Genomic DNA, 19,930 nt, shown 5'->3' on the forward strand with positions numbered 1-19,930 from the left:
CGGCGTTCTCCTGCGTTGGATCCGAATCATACAACGGATTCCGCAACCGCATGTTGACAAATCATCGGCGCGAACGGCGATCCGCGGCGCACGCGAACTCCCTGCCCGACAGCCGCTGCGACATTTTGGCTAGACAAATACTAATTCCAAAGCGGTGGTTGACTGGCCGTTCCGGCGCCTCGCGCGCTTCAATGCACAGGTCACGCTTGTTAGTGGTCCCTTCGCAAGACATGGGGCCGTCAATGACAACAACAATTCCAAGAACCGCCAATCCGTTCGCCGCCGTGCTGCCGATGCTGGCGACGATGATGACGATCACGCCGGTGGAGGCGCAGCCGGCGCCGCAGGAGCTGCCGGCCATCGTGGTCGAGCAGGCGCAGCGACAGACCGCGCGTTCGCGTCCGGCGCGCAAGCGGCAGGCCGAGGCCGCCACGGCAAGGCGCGCAGCGCAGCGCGCCAGCGCACGATCGAACGCCGCCGCGGCGGCTTCGGGTTCGTCCGGGCGCGCCGAGACCGCGACGGGACCGGTGCGCGGCTATCTCGCCACACAGAGCGGCACCGGCACCAAGACCGACACGCCGCTGCGCGAAACGCCGCAATCGATCACCGTGGTCACCGCCGATCGCGTCACCGATCAGGCCGCGACCACCGTGCAGGAGACGTTGCGCTACGTGCCCGGCGTATTCGCCGATGCCTACGGCCCGGATTCGCGCGGCGACTTCCCGCGGGTCCGCGGCCAGGACCCCAACATCTATCTCGACGGCACCAGGGTGAATAACACGTTCACCTTCAATGAATGGCGGCCTGATCCCTTCACTCTCTCACGCATCGAGGTGCTGCGCGGGCCGTCGTCGGTGCTCTACGGCGACACCTCGACGGCGGGGCTGGTGAATCTGGTCTCGAAGCGGCCGCAGGCGGAGGCCGCAAACGAGATCGGCGTGCAATATGGCAGCTTCGATCGCAAGCAGCTGCAACTCGATTCGACCGGCAAGCTGACCACAGACGGCGAATGGCTGTACCGCTTCGTCGGCGTGCTGCGCGACCGCAACGCGCAGACCGACTACGTCAAGGACGACCGCATCGCTCTCGCACCGTCGCTGACCTGGCGGCCAACCAACAACACGAGCTGGACCGTGCTCGGCACCTACCAGAAGGACAGCACGGGCTCCTCGACGGCGTTCCTGCCGCATGAGGGCACGCTGTATCCCGGCCCGAACGGCCTCATTCCGGTACAGCGCTTCATCAGCCAGCCCGGCTGGGACCGCTACCAGACCGAGATCGGCGCCGTCTCGAGCCTGTTCGAGCACCGCTTCAACGACGCCCTGACGATCCGGCAGAACATGCGCTACAGCCATATCGAGGGCGTCTACCGCACGATGTATCCGGACGTGTATTCCGATCCGGCCAACCCGTTCCTTGACGCGGAGCGACGCACGGTGGCGCGCATCACCTATGGCCGCGACACCGTGAAGGACAATTTCACGTCCGACAGCAATGCCGAACTGAAATTCGCCACCGGTCCGTTGACCCACAAGGCCCTGTTCGGCGTCGATTATCGCGGCCAGAAAGAGCGTGCCTCGTCCGGCGAAGGCTACGACGACAGGCCGTTCGATCTTTATGCGCCGGTCTACAACGGCGCCATTGCGCCAACGCTGACCGCCGAGCCGGACCTGCGCCAGAGCCAGCTCGGCCTCTATGCGCAGGATCAGATCCGGCTCGGACGCTGGCTTGCGGTCCTCGGCGTCCGCCATGACTATGTCACCAACGACGCGCTGGGCTCGCCGGTCCAGCACATCCAGGCCACCACCGGCCGCGCCGGACTGATGTATGAGCTGCCGTTCGGCCTCACGCCCTACGTCACCTACGCGCAGTCGTTCACTCCGATCTTCGGCAGCAGCGTGTGCAGCAGCGGCATCTGCGCGCCACAGCGTGGCGAGATGGTCGAGCTCGGCTTCAAGTACAATCCGACGCCCGGCACCGCGATCAACGGCGCGATCTACGACACCATCGAGCGCAACCGGCTGGCGAACGATCCGGACAATCCGCTGCTGTCGATCCAGACCGGCAAGGTGCGGATCCGCGGCGCCGAGCTGGAAGTGCTGACGCGCGTCACGCCCGAGCTCGATCTGATCGGTGCCTACGCCTATGTCGATGCCCGCGTCGAGAGCGGCGACAGGGCCGGCAAGCATGTCGAGACCGTGCCGGAGCACCAGGCCTCGCTGTGGGCGAAGTATCGCCTCACCGTGCTCGGCCTGCCCGGCGTGACCGTCGGCGGCGGCGTGCGCTATGTCGGCCAGTCATGGGACGGGGCCGATATCATCCGCACCCCCGACTACACGCTGTTCGACGCTATGATCCGCTACGAGAGCGGTCCCTGGCGGTTCCAGGTCAACGCCACCAACCTCGCCGACCGGCGTCATGTCACGACCTGCCTCGCCCGCGGCGACTGCTTCTACGGCATCGGCCGCACGGTGCTGAGCAGCCTGACCTACCGGTTCTGAGCCTGATCACCGGCGCTGGTTGTAGACGTCGATGCAGACGGCGCCGAGCAGCACCAGGCCCTTGATCACTTGCTGATAGTCAATGCCGATACCGAGGATCGACATGCCGTTGTTCATCACGCCCATGATCATGGCACCGACCACCGCGCCGCCGACCCGGCCGACGCCGCCATAGGCCGACGCGCCGCCGATGAAGCAGGCGGCGATCACGTCGAGCTCGAAGCCGAGGCCGGCCTTCGGAGTCGCGGTGTTGAGCCGCGCCGCGAACACCAGCCCGGCGAGCGCCGCCAGCACGCCCATGTTGACGAAGGTGAAGAAGGTCAGCCGTTCGGTCTTGACGCCCGAGAGCTTCGCGGCCTTGGCGTTGCCGCCGACCGCATAGATCTGCCGGCCGACCACGGTCCGCCGCGTGACGAAGCCGTAGAGCGCGATCAGCACCGTCATGATGACGAGCACATTCGGCAGGCCGCGATGCGAGGCGATCAGATAGGTGAAGTAGAGCACCGCGCCCGCCAGCGCGACGCTCTTGGCCACAAAGAACGCGTAGGGCTCGACCTCGATGCCGTGCGACTGCTCGCGTGCCCGGCTCTTGGCGCTCGCCAGCACCAGCGCGAACGCCAGCACGACGCCGATCAGGAGTGAGGTCGGATAGAGCGTGCCGGCGCTCGGAAACAGCTCGGGGATGAAGCCGGACGACAGCTTCTGGAAGGTCGGCGGAAACGGCCCGACCGAGCGGCCCTGCAGCACCGCGAGCGCAAGGCCCTTGAACACCAGCATGCCCGCCAGTGTCACGATGAAGGACGGAATCTTGAAATAGGCGACCCAATAGCCCTGCGCCGCGCCGATCGCGGCACCGATCAAGAGGCAGATGATGAAGGCGATCGGGTAGTCGACGTGATAGGTCACCATCAGCACCGCAGCGACCGCGCCGACGAAACCCGCGACCGAGCCGACCGACAGGTCGATATGCCCGGTGACGATCACGAGCAGCATGCCGAGCGCCATGATCACGATGTAGCTGTTCTGCAGCACCAGATTGGTGAGATTGACCGGCTGCAGCAGCGTGCCGTCGGTCACGATCTCGAAGAACAGCATGATCACGAGCAGCGACAGCAGCATGCCGTAGTTGCGCAGGTTGTTCTTGATGAAGCCGGAATGCTTGGGGGCCTCGGGAAGTGACACCGTCTTGTCGGTCATTGTGCTCCACCTCCCGCCCTTGCCTCAGCCTCACCGGCAGGGGCGCCGCTTCCGGACATCCTGACATTGCGCATGATGGCGCGCATGATCTTCTCCTGCGTCACGTCGCCCCTGGCGAACTCGCCGACGAAGGCGCCGTCATTCATCACGCAGATCCGGTCGCAGATGCCGAGCAATTCCGGCATCTCCGACGAGATCACCACGACGCCCTTGCCGGCCTCCGCGAGCTCGTTGATGATACAGTAAATCTCGTACTTTGCCCCGACGTCGATGCCCCGGGTCGGCTCGTCGAGCAGCAGCACCTGCGGATCGGTCATCAGCCATTTCGACAGCACCACCTTCTGCTGGTTGCCGCCCGAGAGCTGCCCGGCCTCCTGATAGACATCGGAACAGCGGATCCGCATCCGGTTGCGGTAGTCGCTGGCGGCCTTCAGTTCGACGACGTCGTCGATCACGCCGCGGTCAGCCACCTGGCGAAGGCTCGCCAGCGTCACGTTCTTGCGGACGTCGTCGGCGAGGATCAATCCGAGCTGCTTGCGATCCTCGGTGACATAGGCGAGGCCGGCGTGGATCGCAGCCGGCACGCTGGCGAGGTGCGCCTCGCGCCCGTCAAGGCTGATCCTGCCCGTGATGTTATAGCCCCAGGCCCTGCCGAACAGGCTCATGGCGAACTCGGTGCGGCCGGCGCCCATCAGGCCGGCAATGCCAACCACCTCGCCACGGCGCACCCCGAAATCGACGTTCTTGATCACCTGCCGGGTGGTGTGCAGCGGATGATACACCGACCAGTTCTGCACCGTCATCACGGGATCGCCGATCGCAACATTCCGCTCCGGGAAGCGATGCGCGAGATCGCGGTTGACCATGCTGCGGATGATCCGGTCCTCGTCGACCTGCTCGGTCCGGCAATCGATGCCGTCGACAGTGCGGCCGTCGCGCAGCACCGTGATGCGGTCGGCGACCCGCGCGACCTCGTTCAGCTTGTGCGAGATCAGGATCGAGGCGATGCCCTGCTCGCGGAAGGCCAGCAGCCGCTCCAGCAACGCGGCGCTGTCGGACTCGTTGAGGCTCGCGGTCGGCTCGTCCAGGATCAGCAGCCGTACCTTCTTCGATAGCGCCTTGGCGATCTCGACCAGCTGCTGCTTGCCGACGCCGAGATCGGTGACCAGGGTGTCCGGCGATTCCCGCAGGCCGACCTGTGCCAGCAGTTCCGCCGTCCGCCGGTACACCGCGTCACGGTCGACCACCCCGAACCGCGACGGCGCGCGCGACAGAAAGATGTTCTCGGCGATCGACATCAGCGGGATCAGCGCCAGCTCCTGGTGGATGATGATGATCCCCAGCGCCTCGGAATCGTTGATATCGCGGAACCGGCGTTCCTCGCCGTCGAACAGGATCGACCCTTCATAGCTGCCGGCGGGGTAGACCCCGCTCAGCACCTTCATCAGGGTCGATTTGCCTGCACCGTTCTCGCCGACCAGCGCATGGATCTGGCCGGCCTCCACCGTGAAGCTGACGTCGCGCAACGCCTGCACGCCGGCAAAGCTCTTGCTGACGTTGCGCATCTCAAGCATCGCCGTCATCGGATCAGGTCTCGCAACGTCACGCATCCTCGGCGCTGTCAGGCCCGCTCGCCCGCCCTAGTCGAATTGCGAGCGCTTATAGTAGCCGCTGTCAATCAGGACTTTCTCCCAATTTGTCTTGTCCACCACGACCGGCTTGAGCAGATAGGACGGAACCACCTTGACCCCGTTGTTGTAGGTCTTGGTGTCGTTGACATTGACCTCCTTCTTGCTCAGCACGGCATCGACCATGTCGGCCGTGACCTTGGCGAGATCGCGGGTGTCCTTGAAGATGGTCGAGTATTGCTCGCCGCGCAGCATCGCCTTGATCGAGGGCACCTCGGCGTCCTGGCCGCTGATATATGGCATCGGCTGGTCCTTGCTGCCGTAGCCGACACCCTTCAGCGAAGAGATGATGCCGATCGACAGGCCGTCATAGGGCGACAGCACCGCATCGACGCGCTTCTTGCCGTAGAAGGCGCTGAGCAGATTGTCCATCCGGGCCTGCGCGGTGGCGCCGTCCCAGCGCAAGGTCGCGACCTTGCCCATGCCCATCTGGCCGCTGGCGACCACGAGTTTGCCGCTGTCGATATAGGGCTTCAGCACCGACATCGCGCCGTCGTAAAAGAAATAGGCGTTGTTATCGTCGGGCGAACCGCCGAACAGCTCGATGTTGAAGGGACCCTTGCCATCCTTCAGCCCGAGCGCATTCACGATCGAGCTCGCCTGCAGCACGCCGACCTGGAAATTGTCGAAGGTCGCATAGTAATCGACGTTCGGTGTGTCGCGGATCAGGCGGTCATAGGCGATCACCGTGATGCCCTGCGCCTTGGCCTGCTTCAGCGCATCGGACAGCGTCGTGCCGTCGATTGCCGCGATGACCAGGACCTTGGCGCCCTTGGTCACCATGTTCTCGACCTGAGAGAGCTGGTTCGGAATGTCGTCGTCGGCATATTGCAGGTCAGTGCCGTAGCCGCGTTCCTTCAGCACCTTGACGATGTTGTTGCCGTCGTCGATCCAGCGCGCCGAGGATTTGGTCGGCATCGCGATCCCGACGGTTGGCTTAGCCTGGGCCATCGCGTCGCGATCGGACACCGTCGCGGCAAGGCCGGCCAGCGCAAGCGCGAACAAGGTGGTCTTCAATTTGAACATGCTTCGCTCCCTTGGTTTTTTGAGTTGGGTATCGTTGCCGTGGACAGCGTCAATCGACGGCTATCATGCGTGGGCTGGCCGCAGATCTACGGCGATGTCGGATCGGCGCCGGGGCGGTCCCGAACCGAAATTGCGCACTATCGATTGACCCGTCATCAACGCCAATGCTCACCCCGCACGATCAGCCATATCGATCCCGCAATGCCGGGCTCGTCCGCGAGTCATGTCGCGAGACGAACGAGGCGCAGGAATGACGTGGATGATCATCAGGTGTCTGTCTCCCGGAATTGTTGTCGAGCGCCAGCGTCCGCCAGAATCTCTGGTGGTGCGGCACTTGTTGCTTCTGGCAACCTCTGGTGGATGTTGCCTCTACTATATGGATGCGGGTACCGACTAGCCATTTATTTAGCTATCCGAATAAATTAATCGGAGAGCGGAGGATCATGAGGCGCGGCCTCCCCGAATTGTTGGCAGGTCTCACAGTCGGTGAGGTATGAGGCACTGCTTCTGGCAACCTTTGTGAGATTTTGCCCGTACTATGCTGTGGATGCAAGCACCATTTATTTCACGATCCGAATAAATTGATTGGAGTGGCTGGTCGGCGGCGGCAGCCTTCAGGCGTCGATGTCGGAGAGATCGTCGACAACAAGCAGCGCCTCGGCAAAATCGTCGTCACTGAAATAGGTGCTGCGGGTGATGACCACCGGGATGCCGGCCTGTGCGGCGGCAGCGAGGCCGTTGCCGGAATCCTCGACCGCGATGCAATCCGCCGGCCCGAGCCCGAGCCGCGCCAGGACCTCGGCATAGACGTCCGGAGCCGGCTTCTTCCGCGGCACGTCGTCCCCGGCGACAACAGCCTCGAACAGATCGCCCCAGTCACGCCCCAAGGCAACCGACAGCAGCGCATCGATATTGCCATGCGACGTCGTCGTGGCGATCGCCAGGCGCTGGCCGCGCTCGTGCGCATGCGAGAGCATCGTTCTGACACCCGGCCGCAACGGGCAGCCGCCTGCGGCAATCAATGCGGCGTACCGCGCGGTCTTGATCCTGTGCAGGTCGGCGATGTCGGCAAATGTCAGCGAGGGAACCGCATTGCGCTGGTCGAAGGCACGAATGCGCTCCTTGCCTCCGGCAACCCGGAGCAGCCGCCCATAGGTGACCTGATCCCAGAACCAATCGAGGCCGGTTGCGGCAAACGCTTCATTGAAGGCGCGGCGATGCACCTCCTCGGTTTCGGCGAGCGTGCCGTCGACGTCGAAGATCAGGGCGCGCGCGCTGGCAATGACGGCCCGCATCCCGGCAGTCCGTATCATGGCGAGCGCCTGGTTCATCATCCCTCGCCGGCCAGGCCGATCCCCTTGGTGAACACGCGGCTGGCAAGCACGTCGCCGGCCTCGATCGACATCACGTCGTCGGCCGTGAGCGTGCGGTCGAGCTTCGCCACGATCCGGTTGGCCTGGCGCAGCCGGATACGATCCAGTGCGTTGCGGATCGAGCGTGCATTGGAGAACAGCGGTTGTTCCTTGCGGATGCCGATGTACCGTGTGAAGGCCTCACGGGCTTCCGGGGAGAAACGATAATTCTGCTGCTGCAGCATCAGCTCGGCGATCCAGAGCAGCTCGCCGTCCGAATAGTCCGGGAAGTCGATGTGATGGGCGATGCGGGAGCGGAATCCCGGATTGCTCTGGAAGAATTTCTCCATGCGGTCGCCATAGCCGGCCAGGATCACCACCAGATCCTCGCGCTGCTGCTCCATGATCTGCAGCAGGATCTCGATCGCCTCCTGGCCGTAGTCGCGCTCGTTTTCGGGGCGATAGAGGTAATAGGCCTCGTCGATGAACAGCACGCCGCCCATCGCCTTCTTCAAGATTTCTTTCGTCTTGGGCGCGGTGTGGCCGATATATTGCCCGACCAGATCGTCGCGAGTGACGCTGATGACGTGGCCGCGGCGCACGAAGCCGAGCTTGTGCAGGATGCCGGCCATCCGCAGTGCGACCGTGGTCTTGCCGGTGCCGGGATTGCCGGTGAACGACATGTGCAGGGTCGGGAACGTGGTCGCCAGCGCCATCTTCTGCCTGATGCGTTCGACCAGCAGCAGCGAGGCGATCTCGCGGATGCGGGTCTTCACCGGCTTGAGGCCGATCAACTCGGAATCGAGCTGGTCGAGCACGTCGCCAATGCCGAGGTCGGCGAATTCATGCCGGAGATCGATGGTCTCGGGCGGGGTCTCGCGGATCTGTTCTTGTGGTTGCGTCATCATCCTCTCGCTTTCAGAAAAGCTCCGTCGCCGCTGCGGCGACGACGGAGAAGTGCATCCGGACCAGACGGTCGAGGGAGCAACCCGCCTGGCTTACAAGCCGGACGCGGTCACTGATCGGCGTAGCGCTCGCCCTCGGGGCGATCCAGCGCGTAAGCCCTGGTCGTATAGCTAACGCTCCGGCCGCCGACCTCTTGCCGCTCGAGGCGGAAGCCGGGCTCGTTCTTTGGCCGGTTGACGATGAAAGAGATGCGCACGGACTCCCAGCCATGGGAAGAATCGAACCCGCTCATGCGGATGTAGCGGTCTCCATAGACACGGCGGCAATCGGCGAGCTCCTTCATGATGCCGGCAGCGTCGCGCAGGTCGAACATCGGCAGGCCCCACATGTCCCAATAAGTATTGCGGGGATGCGGGTCGTCGGTGAACTCGATGTTCACCGCCCAGCCCTTGTCGAGGCAGTATTGCACCTGCGCTGCGATCTGCTCATCGGTGAGATCGGGCAGGAAAGAAAAGCAGCCTTGGGTCACTCTCATGTCGATTCTCCTTTCGCTGCGTCACGTTGCCGGGGTCGCGGTCGGGGCAAAGTCCGGCGAGTCAGTCGACTCGTAGTTGAAGCTCACGTCCTTCCAGACCTCGAGCGCGTCGCGCAGCGGCGTGCAGGTCTGGGCGGCCTTGGCGAGGATCTCCGGACCTTCGTGGACGTAGTCGCGGCCCTCGTTGCGGGCGAGAATCATGGCTTCGAGCGCAACGCGGTTGGCGGTGGCGCCAGCCTGGATACCCTTCGGATGGCCGATGGTCCCGCCGCCGAACTGCAGCACGACGTCCTCGCCGAGATGATCGAGCAATTGGTGCATCTGGCCGGCGTGGATGCCGCCCGAAGCGACCGGCATCATCTTGTTGAGGCTTGCCCAAGGCTGATCGAAGAACACGCCATGCTCGAGCGTCATCGGGTTGAAGTCCTCGCGGCAGATGTCGTAGTAGCCGCGCGTCGTCGCCGGGTCTCCTTCAAGCTTCCCGACGACGGTGCCGGCATGGATGTGATCGACACCGGCGAGCCGCATCCATTTGGCGATAACGCGAAACGAGACGCCGTGCAAACGCTGGCGCGTGTAGGTCGAGTGGCCGGCACGATGCAGATGCAGGATCATGTCGTTGCGGCGCGCCCATTTCGCCATCGACTGGATCGCCGTGTAGCCGATCACGAGGTCGATCATGATGATGACGGAGCCGAGCTGCTTGGCGAACTCGGCGCGCTCGTACATGTCTTCCATGGTGCCCGCGGTCACGTTGAGATAGGTGCCTTTGACCTCTCCGGTAGCCGCCTGCGCGCGATTGACGCCTTCCATGCAATACAGGAAGCGGTCGCGCCAATGCATGAAGGGCTGCGAGTTGATATTCTCGTCGTCCTTGCAGAAGTCGAGTCCGCCTTTCAGCGCCTCGTAGACGACGCGGCCGTAGTTGCGGCCGGACAGGCCGAGCTTCGGCTTCACGGTGGCGCCGAGCAACGGACGGCCGAACTTGTCGAGCCGCTCGCGTTCCACGACGATACCGGTCGCCGGCCCCTGGAAGGTCTTCACATAGGCGACCGGAAGCCGCATGTCCTCGAGCCGCAGCGCCTTCAGCGGCTTGAAGCCGAACACATTGCCGATGATCGAGGCCGTCAGGTTCGAGATCGAACCCGGCTCGAACAAATCGAGGTCGTAGGCGATATAGGCGAAATAGCTGCCGGGCGAGTTCGGCACCGGATCGACGCGATAGCACTTCGCCCGGTATTTCTCCGCGGCGGTCAGCCGGTCGGTCCACACCACGGTCCAGGTCGCGGTCGAGGATTCACCGGCCACCGCAGCACAAGCCTCGGTCGGATCGACGCCGTCCTGCGGCGTGACGCGGAACAGCGCGATGACGTCGGTGTCCTTGGGCTCGTAGTTCGGCTCCCAATAGCCCATCCGCTTGTATTCCATCACGCCGGACTTGTAGCGATCCTTGCCGCGCACCGTGATCGATTGCTGAATATTCATCGAAATCTCCTGTGGTTCGTCGCCATTTGCTCAGGCGGCCTGGGTGATCTTTCCAATCTGCGGATCGAGCGCGCCGACGCGATAGCGGCGGGCCATTTCAGGCAGTGCCACCACCTTGATCCTGGCGGCATTGCCGGCCGTGCCGAATTGCTCGAAGCGGTCACGGCAGAGTTCGCGCAGCGCATCCATCGCCGGCTTGAGGAATTTGCGCGGATCGAACTCGCTCTTCGACTGCGTGGCGACCTTGCGGAAGGCGGCGGCCATCGCGAGGCGGCAATCGGTGTCGATATTGACCTTGCGCACGCCGTGCTTGATGCCGCGCACGATCTCCTCGACCGGCACGCCCCAGGTCTGCGGCATCTCGCCGCCGAACTGGTTGAACATGTCCTGCAGCGGCTGCGGCACCGAGGACGAGCCGTGCATCACCAGGTGCGTGTTCGGCAGCCGCGCGTGGATCTCTTCGACCACACGCATCGCCAGGATCTCGCCGTCGGGGCGGCGGGTGAACTTGTAGGCGCCGTGCGAGGTGCCCATCGCGATCGCGAGCGCGTCGACCTTGGTGGCGCGGACGAAATCGACCGCCTGGTCGGGATCGGTGAGCAGCTGATCGTGGCTCACCGTGCCTTCGACGCCGTGGCCGTCCTCCTGCTCGCCGCCGCCATGCTCCAGCGAGCCGAGCACGCCGAGCTCGCCTTCGACCGACGCGCCGACCCAGTGCGCCATATCCACCACCCGGCGGGTGATATCGACATTGTAGTCATAGTCGGCCGCGGTCTTGGCGTCGGCCTTGAGCGAGCCGTCCATCATGACCGAGGTGAAGCCGTAGCGGATCGCGGTCGCGCAGGTCGCTTCCTCGTTGCCGTGATCAAGATGCAGGCAGAGCGGGATCTGCGGATACATCTCCTCCAGCGCGTCGATCATCTTCGCCAGCATGATGTCGTTGGCATAGGACCGCGCGCCGCGCGAGGCCTGGATGATGACAGGCGCGTCGCAGGCGGCCGCCGCCTCCATGATGGCGAGGCCCTGTTCCATGTTGTTGATGTTGAACGCCGGCACGCCGTAGCCGCGTTCGGCGGCGTGGTCCAGCAATTGCCTCAGGGTGATCCGCGCCATGGTGGCGTCCTCCTTTCAATTCGCTCGTTGCATGAGCTGTTTTGCCGCCGCGGCGACCGCCACGGGCGTGATGCCGAATTCGCGGTACAGCACGTCGGCCGGCGCCGAGGCGCCAAAGCCGGTCATGCCGACGAAGGCACCGTCGTCGCCGAGCCAGCGCGCCCAGTCGCCCTCGACCGCGGCCTCGACGCCGACGCGCGGGACACTGCCCAGCACCTTGGCGCGGTAGTCGCTCGGCTGCTGGCGGAACAGGTCGAAGCACGGGGCCGAGACGACCGCGGCCTGTACCCCGTCTTCCGCCAGCAGCCTTGCGGCTTCGAGCGCGATCGCCACCTCCGAACCCGTTGCAATCAGGGTGACGTCGCGCGCGAAGGCCGGCTCGACCAGAACGTAGGCGCCGAGCGTGACCTGGTTGTCCTTGCTGCCGTCGCGAACCGTCGGCAGCGCTTGCCGCGACAGGCAGAGGATCGACGGCGAATTCTCCGCCTTCAGCGCGCAGTCCCACGCCTCCGCCGTCTCGACCGCGTCGGCCGGGCGGAACACCAGCACGTTCGGGATCGCCCGCAGCGCGGCCAGATGCTCGACCGGCTGATGCGTCGGCCCGTCCTCGCCGAGCCCGATCGAGTCATGGGTCATCACATGGATAACGCGGATCCCCATCAGTGCCGCGAGCCGGATCGCCGGCCGGCTGTAATCGGCGAAGCTGAGGAAGGTGCCGCCATAGGGAATGAACCCGCCATGCAGCGCGATACCGTTCATCGCCGCCGCCATGCCGTGCTCGCGGATGCCATAATGGATGTAGCTGCCGTCGAGCGTCTCCGGCCGCACCGACACCTGCGACTTCGCCAGCGTGAGGTTGGAATGCGTGAGGTCGGCCGAGCCGCCGAGCAGGTTCGGCAAAGCCTCCGCGATCACGTCGATGACCTGCTGCGAGGCCTGCCGCGTCGCGAGCTGCGGCCGCTCGCTCGCAAACCGCTCCACCAGCTTCGCCATCGCCTCGGCATAGGCACAGGGCAATTTCCGGTTCAACGCGTCGTGGAACGGAGACCGCCCCGCCTTGTCGCTCTTGCAAGCGGCGCGCGAGCGCTCGATCCAGGCACGCCGCGCGTCACGGCCGCGACCGCCGAGCTCGCGCCACTCAGCGAGCACCGCATCGGGAATTTCGAAGGCCGGATATGGCCAGCGCAGTGCGCTGCGGGTTTTCGCTACCTCGTCGGCGCCGAGCGGCGCGCCATGCACCTTCTCGCTGCCCTGCCGGTTCGGCGCACCGAACCCGATCACCGTCCGGCACGCGATCAGCGACGGGCGATCGCTCGACCGCGCCTGCCGGATCGCAGCTGTGATTGCCTGCGGATCGTGGCCGTCGATGCGGCACACATTCCAGCCGCTGGCCGCAAACCGCGCCGGCTGGTCGTCCGAACAGGACAGCGAGGTGGCGCCGTCGATCGAGATCTGGTTGTCGTCGAACAGCACGATCAGCCGGTTCAGCCGCAGATGGCCGGCGAGCGAGATCGCCTCGTGGCTGAGGCCTTCCATCAGGCAGCCATCGCCGGCGATCACATAGGTGTAGTGGTCGACGAGGTCATCGCCGAAGCGGGCGTTCATCAAGCGTTCGGCGAGCGCCATGCCGACCGCGGTCGCAATCCCCTGCCCGAGCGGTCCGGTCGTGGTCTCGACTCCAGGCGTATGCCCGTATTCCGGATGGCCCGGGGTCTTCGATCCCCACTGCCGGAACGCCTTGAGCTGATCGAGCGTCATGCTCTCATAGCCGGTGAGATAAAGCAGCGCATAGAGCAGCATCGAGCCGTGACCGGCCGACAGCACGAAGCGGTCGCGGTCGGGCCAGGCCGGATCGGCCGGGTCGAACTTCAGGAAGTCGGTGAACAGCACGGTCGCGACATCGGCCATGCCCATCGGCATGCCGGGATGGCCGGACTTCGCCTGCTCCACCGCGTCGACGGCGAGAAAGCGGATGGCTTTGGCCATCTCGTCGTGGCCGATTTCGGGGCGGCTGGCAACGGACGCAAGTGCGGTCATATCGTTCGCCTCTTTCGTTCGATCAGTTGCAGGATCAGCGGGGTCAGGATCAGCTGCATCGCGAGGTCGAGCTTGGCGCCGTGCACCACGATCGAGTTGGCGCGCGACATGAAGCTGTTCGGGATCATCGAGAGCAGATAGGGAAAATCGATGCCGCGCGGGTTCTTCAGCCGGATCACGACCATTGATTCATCGGGGGTCGGGATCCAGCGCGCGATGAACGGGTTCGAGGTGTCGACCGTCGGCACGCGCTGGAAGTTGATGTCGGTCTCGGTGAATTGCGGGCAGATGTAATTCACGTAATCCGGCATGCGGCGCAGGATGGTGTCGGTCACCGCCTCGGTGGAGTAGCCGCGGTGGCTGCGATCGCGATGCAGCTTCTGGATCCATTCGAGGTTGATGACCGGCACGACGCCGATCTTGAGGTCGGCGTGCTGCGCGACGTTCACCTTGTCGGTGACGACGGCGCCGTGCAGGCCCTCGTAGAACAACAGGTCGGAACTCTCCGGCAGCGCCTCCCAGGCGGTGAAGGTGCCGGGCTTGGCGCCGTAGAGCCGCGCCTCCTCCTCGTCGTGCACGTAGTGCCGCGTCGTTCCGGTGCCGGTCTCGGCATAGTCGCTGAACAGCTTCTCCAGCTCCTCGAACAGATTGGTCTCGGGGCTGAAATGGCTGAAGTGCTTGTTGCCGCGCTCCGCTCGCTCCGCCATCAGGCTGCGCATGTCGGCGCGGTCGTAGCGGTGGAAGGCGTCGCCCTCGATATAGGCTGCAACCACGTTCTCGCGGCGGAAGATGTTCTCGAACGTCTTCTTCACCGAGGTGGTGCCGGCGCCGGAGGAGCCGGTGATCGAGATGATGGGATGTCGACGAGACATGCGTTCCCCCTTCAGCGGAACAGGCCGCGCCGCGCGAACAGCGGGGCATCGCTGCTCTCGAACAACGGCTCGACGGTCAGGTGGATCGCATCGACGTCGCGCACGGCGCGCGCCGATCCCATGATCAGCGGCACGCGCTGATGCGGCGTGCGTGCCGAGAGTTCGAGGATGCGCGACCGGCCGCTGGACGCGGCACCGCCCGCCCACTCCATGATCAGCGCGATCGGATGCGCCTCATACAGCAGGCGCAGCCGGCCTTCGCGGTAACCCTGGCGCGCATCCGCCGGATACAGGAACACGCCGCCGCGCATCAGGATGCGGTAGGCCTCCGCCACCAGCGAGCCGATCCAGCGCATGTTGAAGTCCTGCCCGCGCTCGCCGTTCACCCCGGCAAGGCATTCATCGATGTAGTTGCGCACCGGGCCGCTCCAGTGCCGCCGGTTCGAGGCGTTGATGGCGAATTCGGACGCGTCCTGCGGCACCCGCAACTCGCGCGCGGTCAGGACGAACTCACCGGTTCGCGGGTCCAGCGTGAAGCAGTCGACGCACTGGTCGAGCGCCAGCACCAGCACGGTCTGCGGACCGTAGATGAAGCAGCCGGCGGCACATTGCGCGGTGCCGGGCTCGAAGAAGGTCGAGAGGATGTCGTTGCCCTTCGGCCGGATCGAGAAGATCGTGCCGATCGAGATGTTGTTCTCGAGATTGGCGGATCCGTCGAGCGGATCGATCGCGACGCAGAGCGGCGCATCGCCATTCAGCGTCTCCGGCAGCTCGACCTCCTCCGACAACACTGCCGCAACCGGCGCGGTGCGCAGTGCGTCGCGCATCAGGGTATCGGCGACGATGTCGATGGTCTTCTGGCGATCGCCGTCGGGATTGACCCCGCCGCTCTCGCCGCCGATGCCGGCGAGCGGCCCGGCGGCGATGATGCGCGACAGCTCGATCGCGGCACCGGCAAGGGCTTCAATCACCACGACCGTCGCGGCGCGCAGCGGGTTGTGCTGCGTCGGCCACTCCAGATGGGCATGCAATGCAGGACGAATCTCCACCGGCCTCTCCCTATGATCGCGCCCACTGTCCCGAGGCTTCGAGAGGCGACCTCAGGGAGTCGCCCTGGCCGTATCAACGCGCGAATTGCCCAATTAGGGAAATTTTATTATCTTTGGTCTGGGCAAAGTATTTCTTATGGAGCTTGTCATGGCCGGCACCTTCTCGCGGGATCTCACCATCCGCCAGCTGCGCGCGCTGTCGACCTTGCACGAGGCCGGCTCGATCACCTCGGCGGCCAACCGCTTGAACCTGACGCAGCCGGCGGTGACGCTGCAGCTCCGCAACCTGCAGGCGCTGGCGGGATTGCCGCTGATCCAGCGCACCGGCGACGGCATGGCGCTGACCGATGCCGGCGCCCATGTGCTGACGCTGGTCGAGCGGATCGAGGCTGCGCTGAAGGATTGCGAGCAATCGCTCGACATGATCGCCGGCCGCAGCGGCGGCCGCGTCGCGATGGGCGCGGTCTCGACCGCGAAATACTTCGTGCCGTTTGCGATCGCGGCGTTCTCGCGCCGGTTTCCCAAGATCGAAGTCACGCTGCGGATCGGCAACCGCGAGGAAATCCGCGATGCGCTGCGCGGCTACGATCTCGACATCGCGGTGATGGGCCGGCCGCCGGCCGATGTCGAGGTCGAGATGAAGCCGCTCGGCCGGCATCCGCACTTCATCATCGCCGCGCCCGACCATCGGCTGGCACGGCGGCGTCACGTCTCGCCGTCGGAGCTCGCCAATGAAACCTTCATTACCCGCGAGCAGGGATCAGGCACGCGGATGCTGATGCAGCAATATTTCGAGCGGGTCGGACTGGAGCCGAAGCTCGGCATGGCGATGGACAGCAACGAGACCATCAAGCAGGCGGTGATGGCCGGACTCGGCATCGCCTTCATCTCCCAGCACACCGTGTTCCATGAGCTCGAGGACGGCCGTCTGGTGGTGCTCAAGGTGAAGGGCCTGCCGATCGTCCGGCAGTGGCACGCGATCCGGCGGATCGACAAGATCCTGCTGCCGCCGGCGCAGGCGATGCTGGACTTCCTCGGCAAGGAAGGCTGGCGCTATCTGCCGAATCCGCACTAGCGGCACATCGCCGCGACGCGAAAAATCAAGCGGCTACCGTATGTTAAGCATTGCAGTTCCGACAAACGCATGCCACATCTTGATCGCGGTCAGCTTGCGGACCGTATCCCTTCGAGGGAGGATGCACTGCAAAACCCGTCCCCGCCGATGCCTGACTTCAAGGCGTTATTCGAGGCGGCGCCCGGCCTCTATCTGGTGCTGACCCAGCCCGACTTCCGCATCGTGGCAGTGAGCGACGCCTATCTGCGTGCCACCAAGACCGAGCGCGCCGCGATCCTTGGACGCGGGCTGTTCGAGGTGTTTCCCGACAATCCGGACGATCCGGCCGCCGACGGGGTGCGGAACCTGCGCGCCTCGCTCGAGCGCGTGGTCCAGTTCCGCCGCCCCGACACCATGACGGTGCAGAAATACGACATCCGCAAGCCGGAGTCGGAGGGCGGCGGCTTCGAGGAGCGCTACTGGAGCCCGCGCAATACGCCGGTGTTCGGGCCGAGCGGACAGTTCACCTACATCATCCATCGGGTCGAGGACGTCACCAGCTTCATTCAGCTGAAGCAGCGCGGCGCCGAGCAGGACGAGCTGACCGACCGGCTGCGCGAGCGCACCGAGCAGATGGAAGCCGAGATATTCATGCGCGCCCGCGAGGTCGAAGCGGCCCGCGAGCAGCTCGAAGCCGAGCAGAAGCTGCGCCAGGTGCAGAAGATGGAGGCCGTCGGGCACCTCACCGGCGGCATCGCCCACGACTTCAACAATATCCTGACCGTCATCACCGGCCTGATCGACATCCTCGCCGAGGCCGTCGAGCACGACGCCGCACTGTCGTCGGTGACGAAAATGATCAGCGACGCCGCGTTCCGCGGTGCCGAAGTGACCAAGCATCTGCTGGCGTTCTCGCGGCAGCAGCCGCTACAACCGCGTGAAGCCAACCTCAACACGCTGGTGCAGGACACCGCGCGGCTGCTGCGCCCTTCGCTCGGCGAGCAGATCGAGATCGATACCGCGCTCGAAGCCGACGCGTGGCCGGCCTTCATCGACCCCAACCACATGTCGACCGCGCTGCTCAATCTCGCCCTCAATGCCCGCGATGCGATGCCCGACGGCGGCAAGCTGATGCTGGAGACCAGCAACGTCATCCTCGACGAGGTCTATGCCGCCGCCAACCTCGATGTGCGGGCGGGTGAATATGTGATGGTCGCGGTCAGCGACACCGGCGGCGGCATCCCGGCGGCGATCCGCGACAAGGTGTTCGAGCCGTTCTTCACCACCAAGGACACCGGCAAGGGCACCGGCCTCGGGCTCAGCATGGTGTACGGCTTCATCAAACAGTCCGACGGGCATCTCAAGATCTATTCCGAAGAGGGCCACGGCACCTCGATCAAGCTCTATCTGCCGCGCAGCATGGGCGACATGGTCGAGGTCGAGCCGCCGCCTCCGGTCGACCTGCGCGGCGGCCATGAATCCATCCTGGTCGTCGAGGACGATCCGCTGGTCCGCAATTACGTCAGCGCGCAGCTCGAGCAGCTTGGCTACCACACCATGGTCACCGCCAACGGACCCGAAGCCTTGGCTGCGGTCGAGAAGGGTTTCGTCTGCGACGTGCTGTTCACCGACGTCATCATGTCCGGCGGCATGAATGGCCGGCAGGTGGCCGATGCCGTGATCGCCAAGCTGCCGTCGGTGCGCGTGCTCTTCACGTCGGGCTATACCGAGGACGCGATCATCCATCACGGCCGTCTCGACCCCGATGTGACACTGCTGCCAAAGCCCTACCGCAAGGCCGATCTCGCGCGGATGATCCGGCAGGTGCTGACCCAGCCTCCCATGACGGCCGCCGCCAAGTAACGCGCTTCTAGCGCGCCTTGCTCAGGGACCGAAGCTCGAGCGGCTCTGGATCTTCCAGGCGCCGCCGAGCAGGCTCAGCACATAAAGCGAATCGTAGACCCCGATGACCGAGCCGTCCTCGCGGTAGCGCGTGTAGCGGACGGCATAGTGCGCCTTCGCCGGCGAGGACTGCACGAGCTTCGTTTCGTTCCAGGCGCTGTGATGCCAGCCGTCCTGCTTGCGCAGCCGCTCGAACAGGTCCATCGGATTGTTGCCGCTCTGCGGATAGACCGTGACCGCGCCGCCGGCGATTCGGACATGCGGGAAGTGCATCAGTTCGTCCATCGCAGACGCGTCATGGCGATTGAGCGCCGCCATCCAGTGCGTCAGCACATCCTGGCATTTGGCCGCATCGTCGCGCGAGATCTGCGCTTCGACGCTATAGGTCGCGGCCGGCTCCGGCATCACGCGTCTCCACTCTGGTTGCCGGCCTGGCCGGCCGGCACGGCGCATCCGGACAGGAACAGCGCCGCGCAGGCCCTGGCGCGCGCTTCCATCTCGCTGTGCAGTGGCGCGGGCTTGTGCCCGAACATGACGTCGCGTTGCGGCTTGAACACGAGCATGCCGAGCAGCATGCCTGCTGCGACTTCGGTGTCGTCGAGCACGATACGCCCTCGCCGCTGCTGGACGCCCAGCCAATTGGTCAGCGCGGCGATCGAGCGCTGCATGGCCTTCTCGTAGAACGTCTCGGCAATGTCGGGGAATTTGTCGCTCTCGGCCAGGATGATCCGTTGCAGCGCAATGACTTCGGGATCGAGAATCAGTTCGGCGCAGGTCAGCAGCGCAGCCTCCAGCGCGGCCGCGACATTGCGGCCATCGCAGGCGCCGAGATTCACGATCGACACGAACCGTTCGACCCGGTCGGTCACCATGCCTTCGAACAGTGCCAGCTTGGTCGGGATCAGACGATAGAGCGTCTTGGTGGAAACGCCGGCGCGGCAGGCCACATCGGCGATGCTGGCCGCCGCAAAGCCGCGCTCCGAGAACTCACGCCGCGCCGCCTCATAGATCAGCGCGCGCGTCTCGTCGTCGGAACGCAGCTGCGGCCGTCCGCGGCCGCGCCGCTCCGGCGCCTGCGGGCTTTGCCCTGTCTGGTCTCTGTCGTTCCGGTTCATCCGCGAGCCATGCTTTTAGATGATGACTGTCATTCTATTGACGGTCCCAATATGGGCTCTATTTTGGAAAACATCAAGTTTCCTAATTAATCCCCGGA

General features: G+C 64.8%; 16 protein-coding genes. 3 read left to right on the forward strand and 13 right to left on the reverse strand.

Annotated elements, in window-relative coordinates; all coding sequences use genetic code 11:
* Positions 1-242 precede the first annotated feature (242 nt).
* Positions 243-2,501 (forward strand): TonB-dependent siderophore receptor, encoded by a 2,259-nt coding sequence (locus BRSPCE3_RS03530; RefSeq protein ID WP_244064277.1) that lies wholly within the window; start codon positions 243-245, stop codon positions 2,499-2,501.
* 6 nt (positions 2,502-2,507) lie between these two features.
* Here the strand turns inward: BRSPCE3_RS03530 and mmsB are convergent, their stop codons facing one another.
* From mmsB to BRSPCE3_RS03585, 11 genes are all read right to left on the reverse strand, one after another.
* Positions 2,508-3,698 carry a multiple monosaccharide ABC transporter permease gene (mmsB, locus tag BRSPCE3_RS03535; RefSeq protein ID WP_244064278.1) on the reverse strand — a complete coding sequence of 397 codons (1,191 nt, stop codon included), beginning with the start codon at positions 3,696-3,698 and terminating at the stop codon, positions 2,508-2,510.
* A complete protein-coding gene (gene mmsA / locus BRSPCE3_RS03540; RefSeq protein WP_244064279.1) occupies positions 3,695-5,281 on the reverse strand; it encodes a multiple monosaccharide ABC transporter ATP-binding protein in 1,587 nt (528 codons plus the stop codon). The genes mmsB and mmsA overlap by 4 nt, the downstream gene beginning before the upstream one ends.
* 57 nt (positions 5,282-5,338) lie before the next feature.
* Entirely contained in the window at positions 5,339-6,412 is a 1,074-nt protein-coding gene (chvE, locus tag BRSPCE3_RS03545) for a multiple monosaccharide ABC transporter substrate-binding protein (RefSeq protein WP_244064280.1), read from the reverse strand.
* A 614-nt stretch (positions 6,413-7,026) separates the two neighbouring features.
* Positions 7,027-7,707, reverse strand: a complete 681-nt coding sequence (locus BRSPCE3_RS03550; RefSeq protein ID WP_375709853.1) for an HAD family hydrolase — start codon at positions 7,705-7,707, stop codon at positions 7,027-7,029.
* Between the two features lie 35 nt (positions 7,708-7,742).
* Positions 7,743-8,669, reverse strand: a complete 927-nt coding sequence (gene cbbX, locus BRSPCE3_RS03555; protein ID WP_244064282.1) for a CbbX protein — start codon at positions 8,667-8,669, stop codon at positions 7,743-7,745.
* A gap of 110 nt (positions 8,670-8,779) precedes the next feature.
* Positions 8,780-9,205, reverse strand: coding sequence for a ribulose bisphosphate carboxylase small subunit (locus BRSPCE3_RS03560; RefSeq protein WP_244064283.1), 426 nt, complete (start codon positions 9,203-9,205; stop codon positions 8,780-8,782).
* A gap of 21 nt (positions 9,206-9,226) precedes the next feature.
* Entirely contained in the window at positions 9,227-10,690 is a 1,464-nt protein-coding gene (locus BRSPCE3_RS03565; protein WP_244064284.1) for a form I ribulose bisphosphate carboxylase large subunit, read from the reverse strand.
* A gap of 30 nt (positions 10,691-10,720) precedes the next feature.
* Positions 10,721-11,803, reverse strand: a complete 1,083-nt coding sequence (gene fba / locus BRSPCE3_RS03570; protein WP_244064285.1) for a class II fructose-bisphosphate aldolase — start codon at positions 11,801-11,803, stop codon at positions 10,721-10,723.
* A gap of 15 nt (positions 11,804-11,818) precedes the next feature.
* Entirely contained in the window at positions 11,819-13,840 is a 2,022-nt protein-coding gene (tkt, locus tag BRSPCE3_RS03575; RefSeq protein WP_244064286.1) for a transketolase, read from the reverse strand.
* Positions 13,837-14,712, reverse strand: a complete 876-nt coding sequence (locus tag BRSPCE3_RS03580; RefSeq protein WP_244064287.1) for a phosphoribulokinase — start codon at positions 14,710-14,712, stop codon at positions 13,837-13,839. The genes tkt and BRSPCE3_RS03580 overlap by 4 nt, the downstream gene beginning before the upstream one ends.
* An 11-nt stretch (positions 14,713-14,723) precedes the next feature.
* Complete coding sequence (locus BRSPCE3_RS03585; RefSeq protein WP_244064945.1) at positions 14,724-15,743, reverse strand: class 1 fructose-bisphosphatase; 1,020 nt, start codon at positions 15,741-15,743, stop codon at positions 14,724-14,726.
* A 166-nt stretch (positions 15,744-15,909) separates the two neighbouring features.
* Between BRSPCE3_RS03585 and BRSPCE3_RS03590 the strand changes: the two genes are divergently transcribed.
* Together BRSPCE3_RS03590 and BRSPCE3_RS03595 are read left to right on the forward strand one after the other, a co-directional pair.
* On the forward strand, positions 15,910-16,836 hold the full coding sequence (locus BRSPCE3_RS03590) for a LysR family transcriptional regulator (RefSeq protein ID WP_244064288.1): 927 nt from the start codon (positions 15,910-15,912) through the stop codon (positions 16,834-16,836).
* A gap of 147 nt (positions 16,837-16,983) precedes the next feature.
* Complete coding sequence (locus BRSPCE3_RS03595) at positions 16,984-18,678, forward strand: ATP-binding protein (RefSeq protein ID WP_244064289.1); 1,695 nt, start codon at positions 16,984-16,986, stop codon at positions 18,676-18,678.
* Positions 18,679-18,699: 21 nt separating this feature from the next.
* Here the strand turns inward: BRSPCE3_RS03595 and BRSPCE3_RS03600 are convergent, their stop codons facing one another.
* Together BRSPCE3_RS03600 and BRSPCE3_RS03605 are read right to left on the reverse strand one after the other, a co-directional pair.
* Complete coding sequence (locus tag BRSPCE3_RS03600; protein WP_244064290.1) at positions 18,700-19,122, reverse strand: hypothetical protein; 423 nt, start codon at positions 19,120-19,122, stop codon at positions 18,700-18,702.
* Positions 19,122-19,832 (reverse strand): TetR/AcrR family transcriptional regulator, encoded by a 711-nt coding sequence (locus BRSPCE3_RS03605; RefSeq protein WP_244064291.1) that lies wholly within the window; start codon positions 19,830-19,832, stop codon positions 19,122-19,124. Before BRSPCE3_RS03605 ends, BRSPCE3_RS03600 begins: the two co-directional genes overlap by 1 nt.
* Positions 19,833-19,930: the final 98 nt, after the last annotated feature.

It is taken from the genome of Bradyrhizobium sp. Ce-3 (assembly GCF_022835695.1).
GTDB lineage: Bacteria > Pseudomonadota > Alphaproteobacteria > Rhizobiales > Xanthobacteraceae > Bradyrhizobium.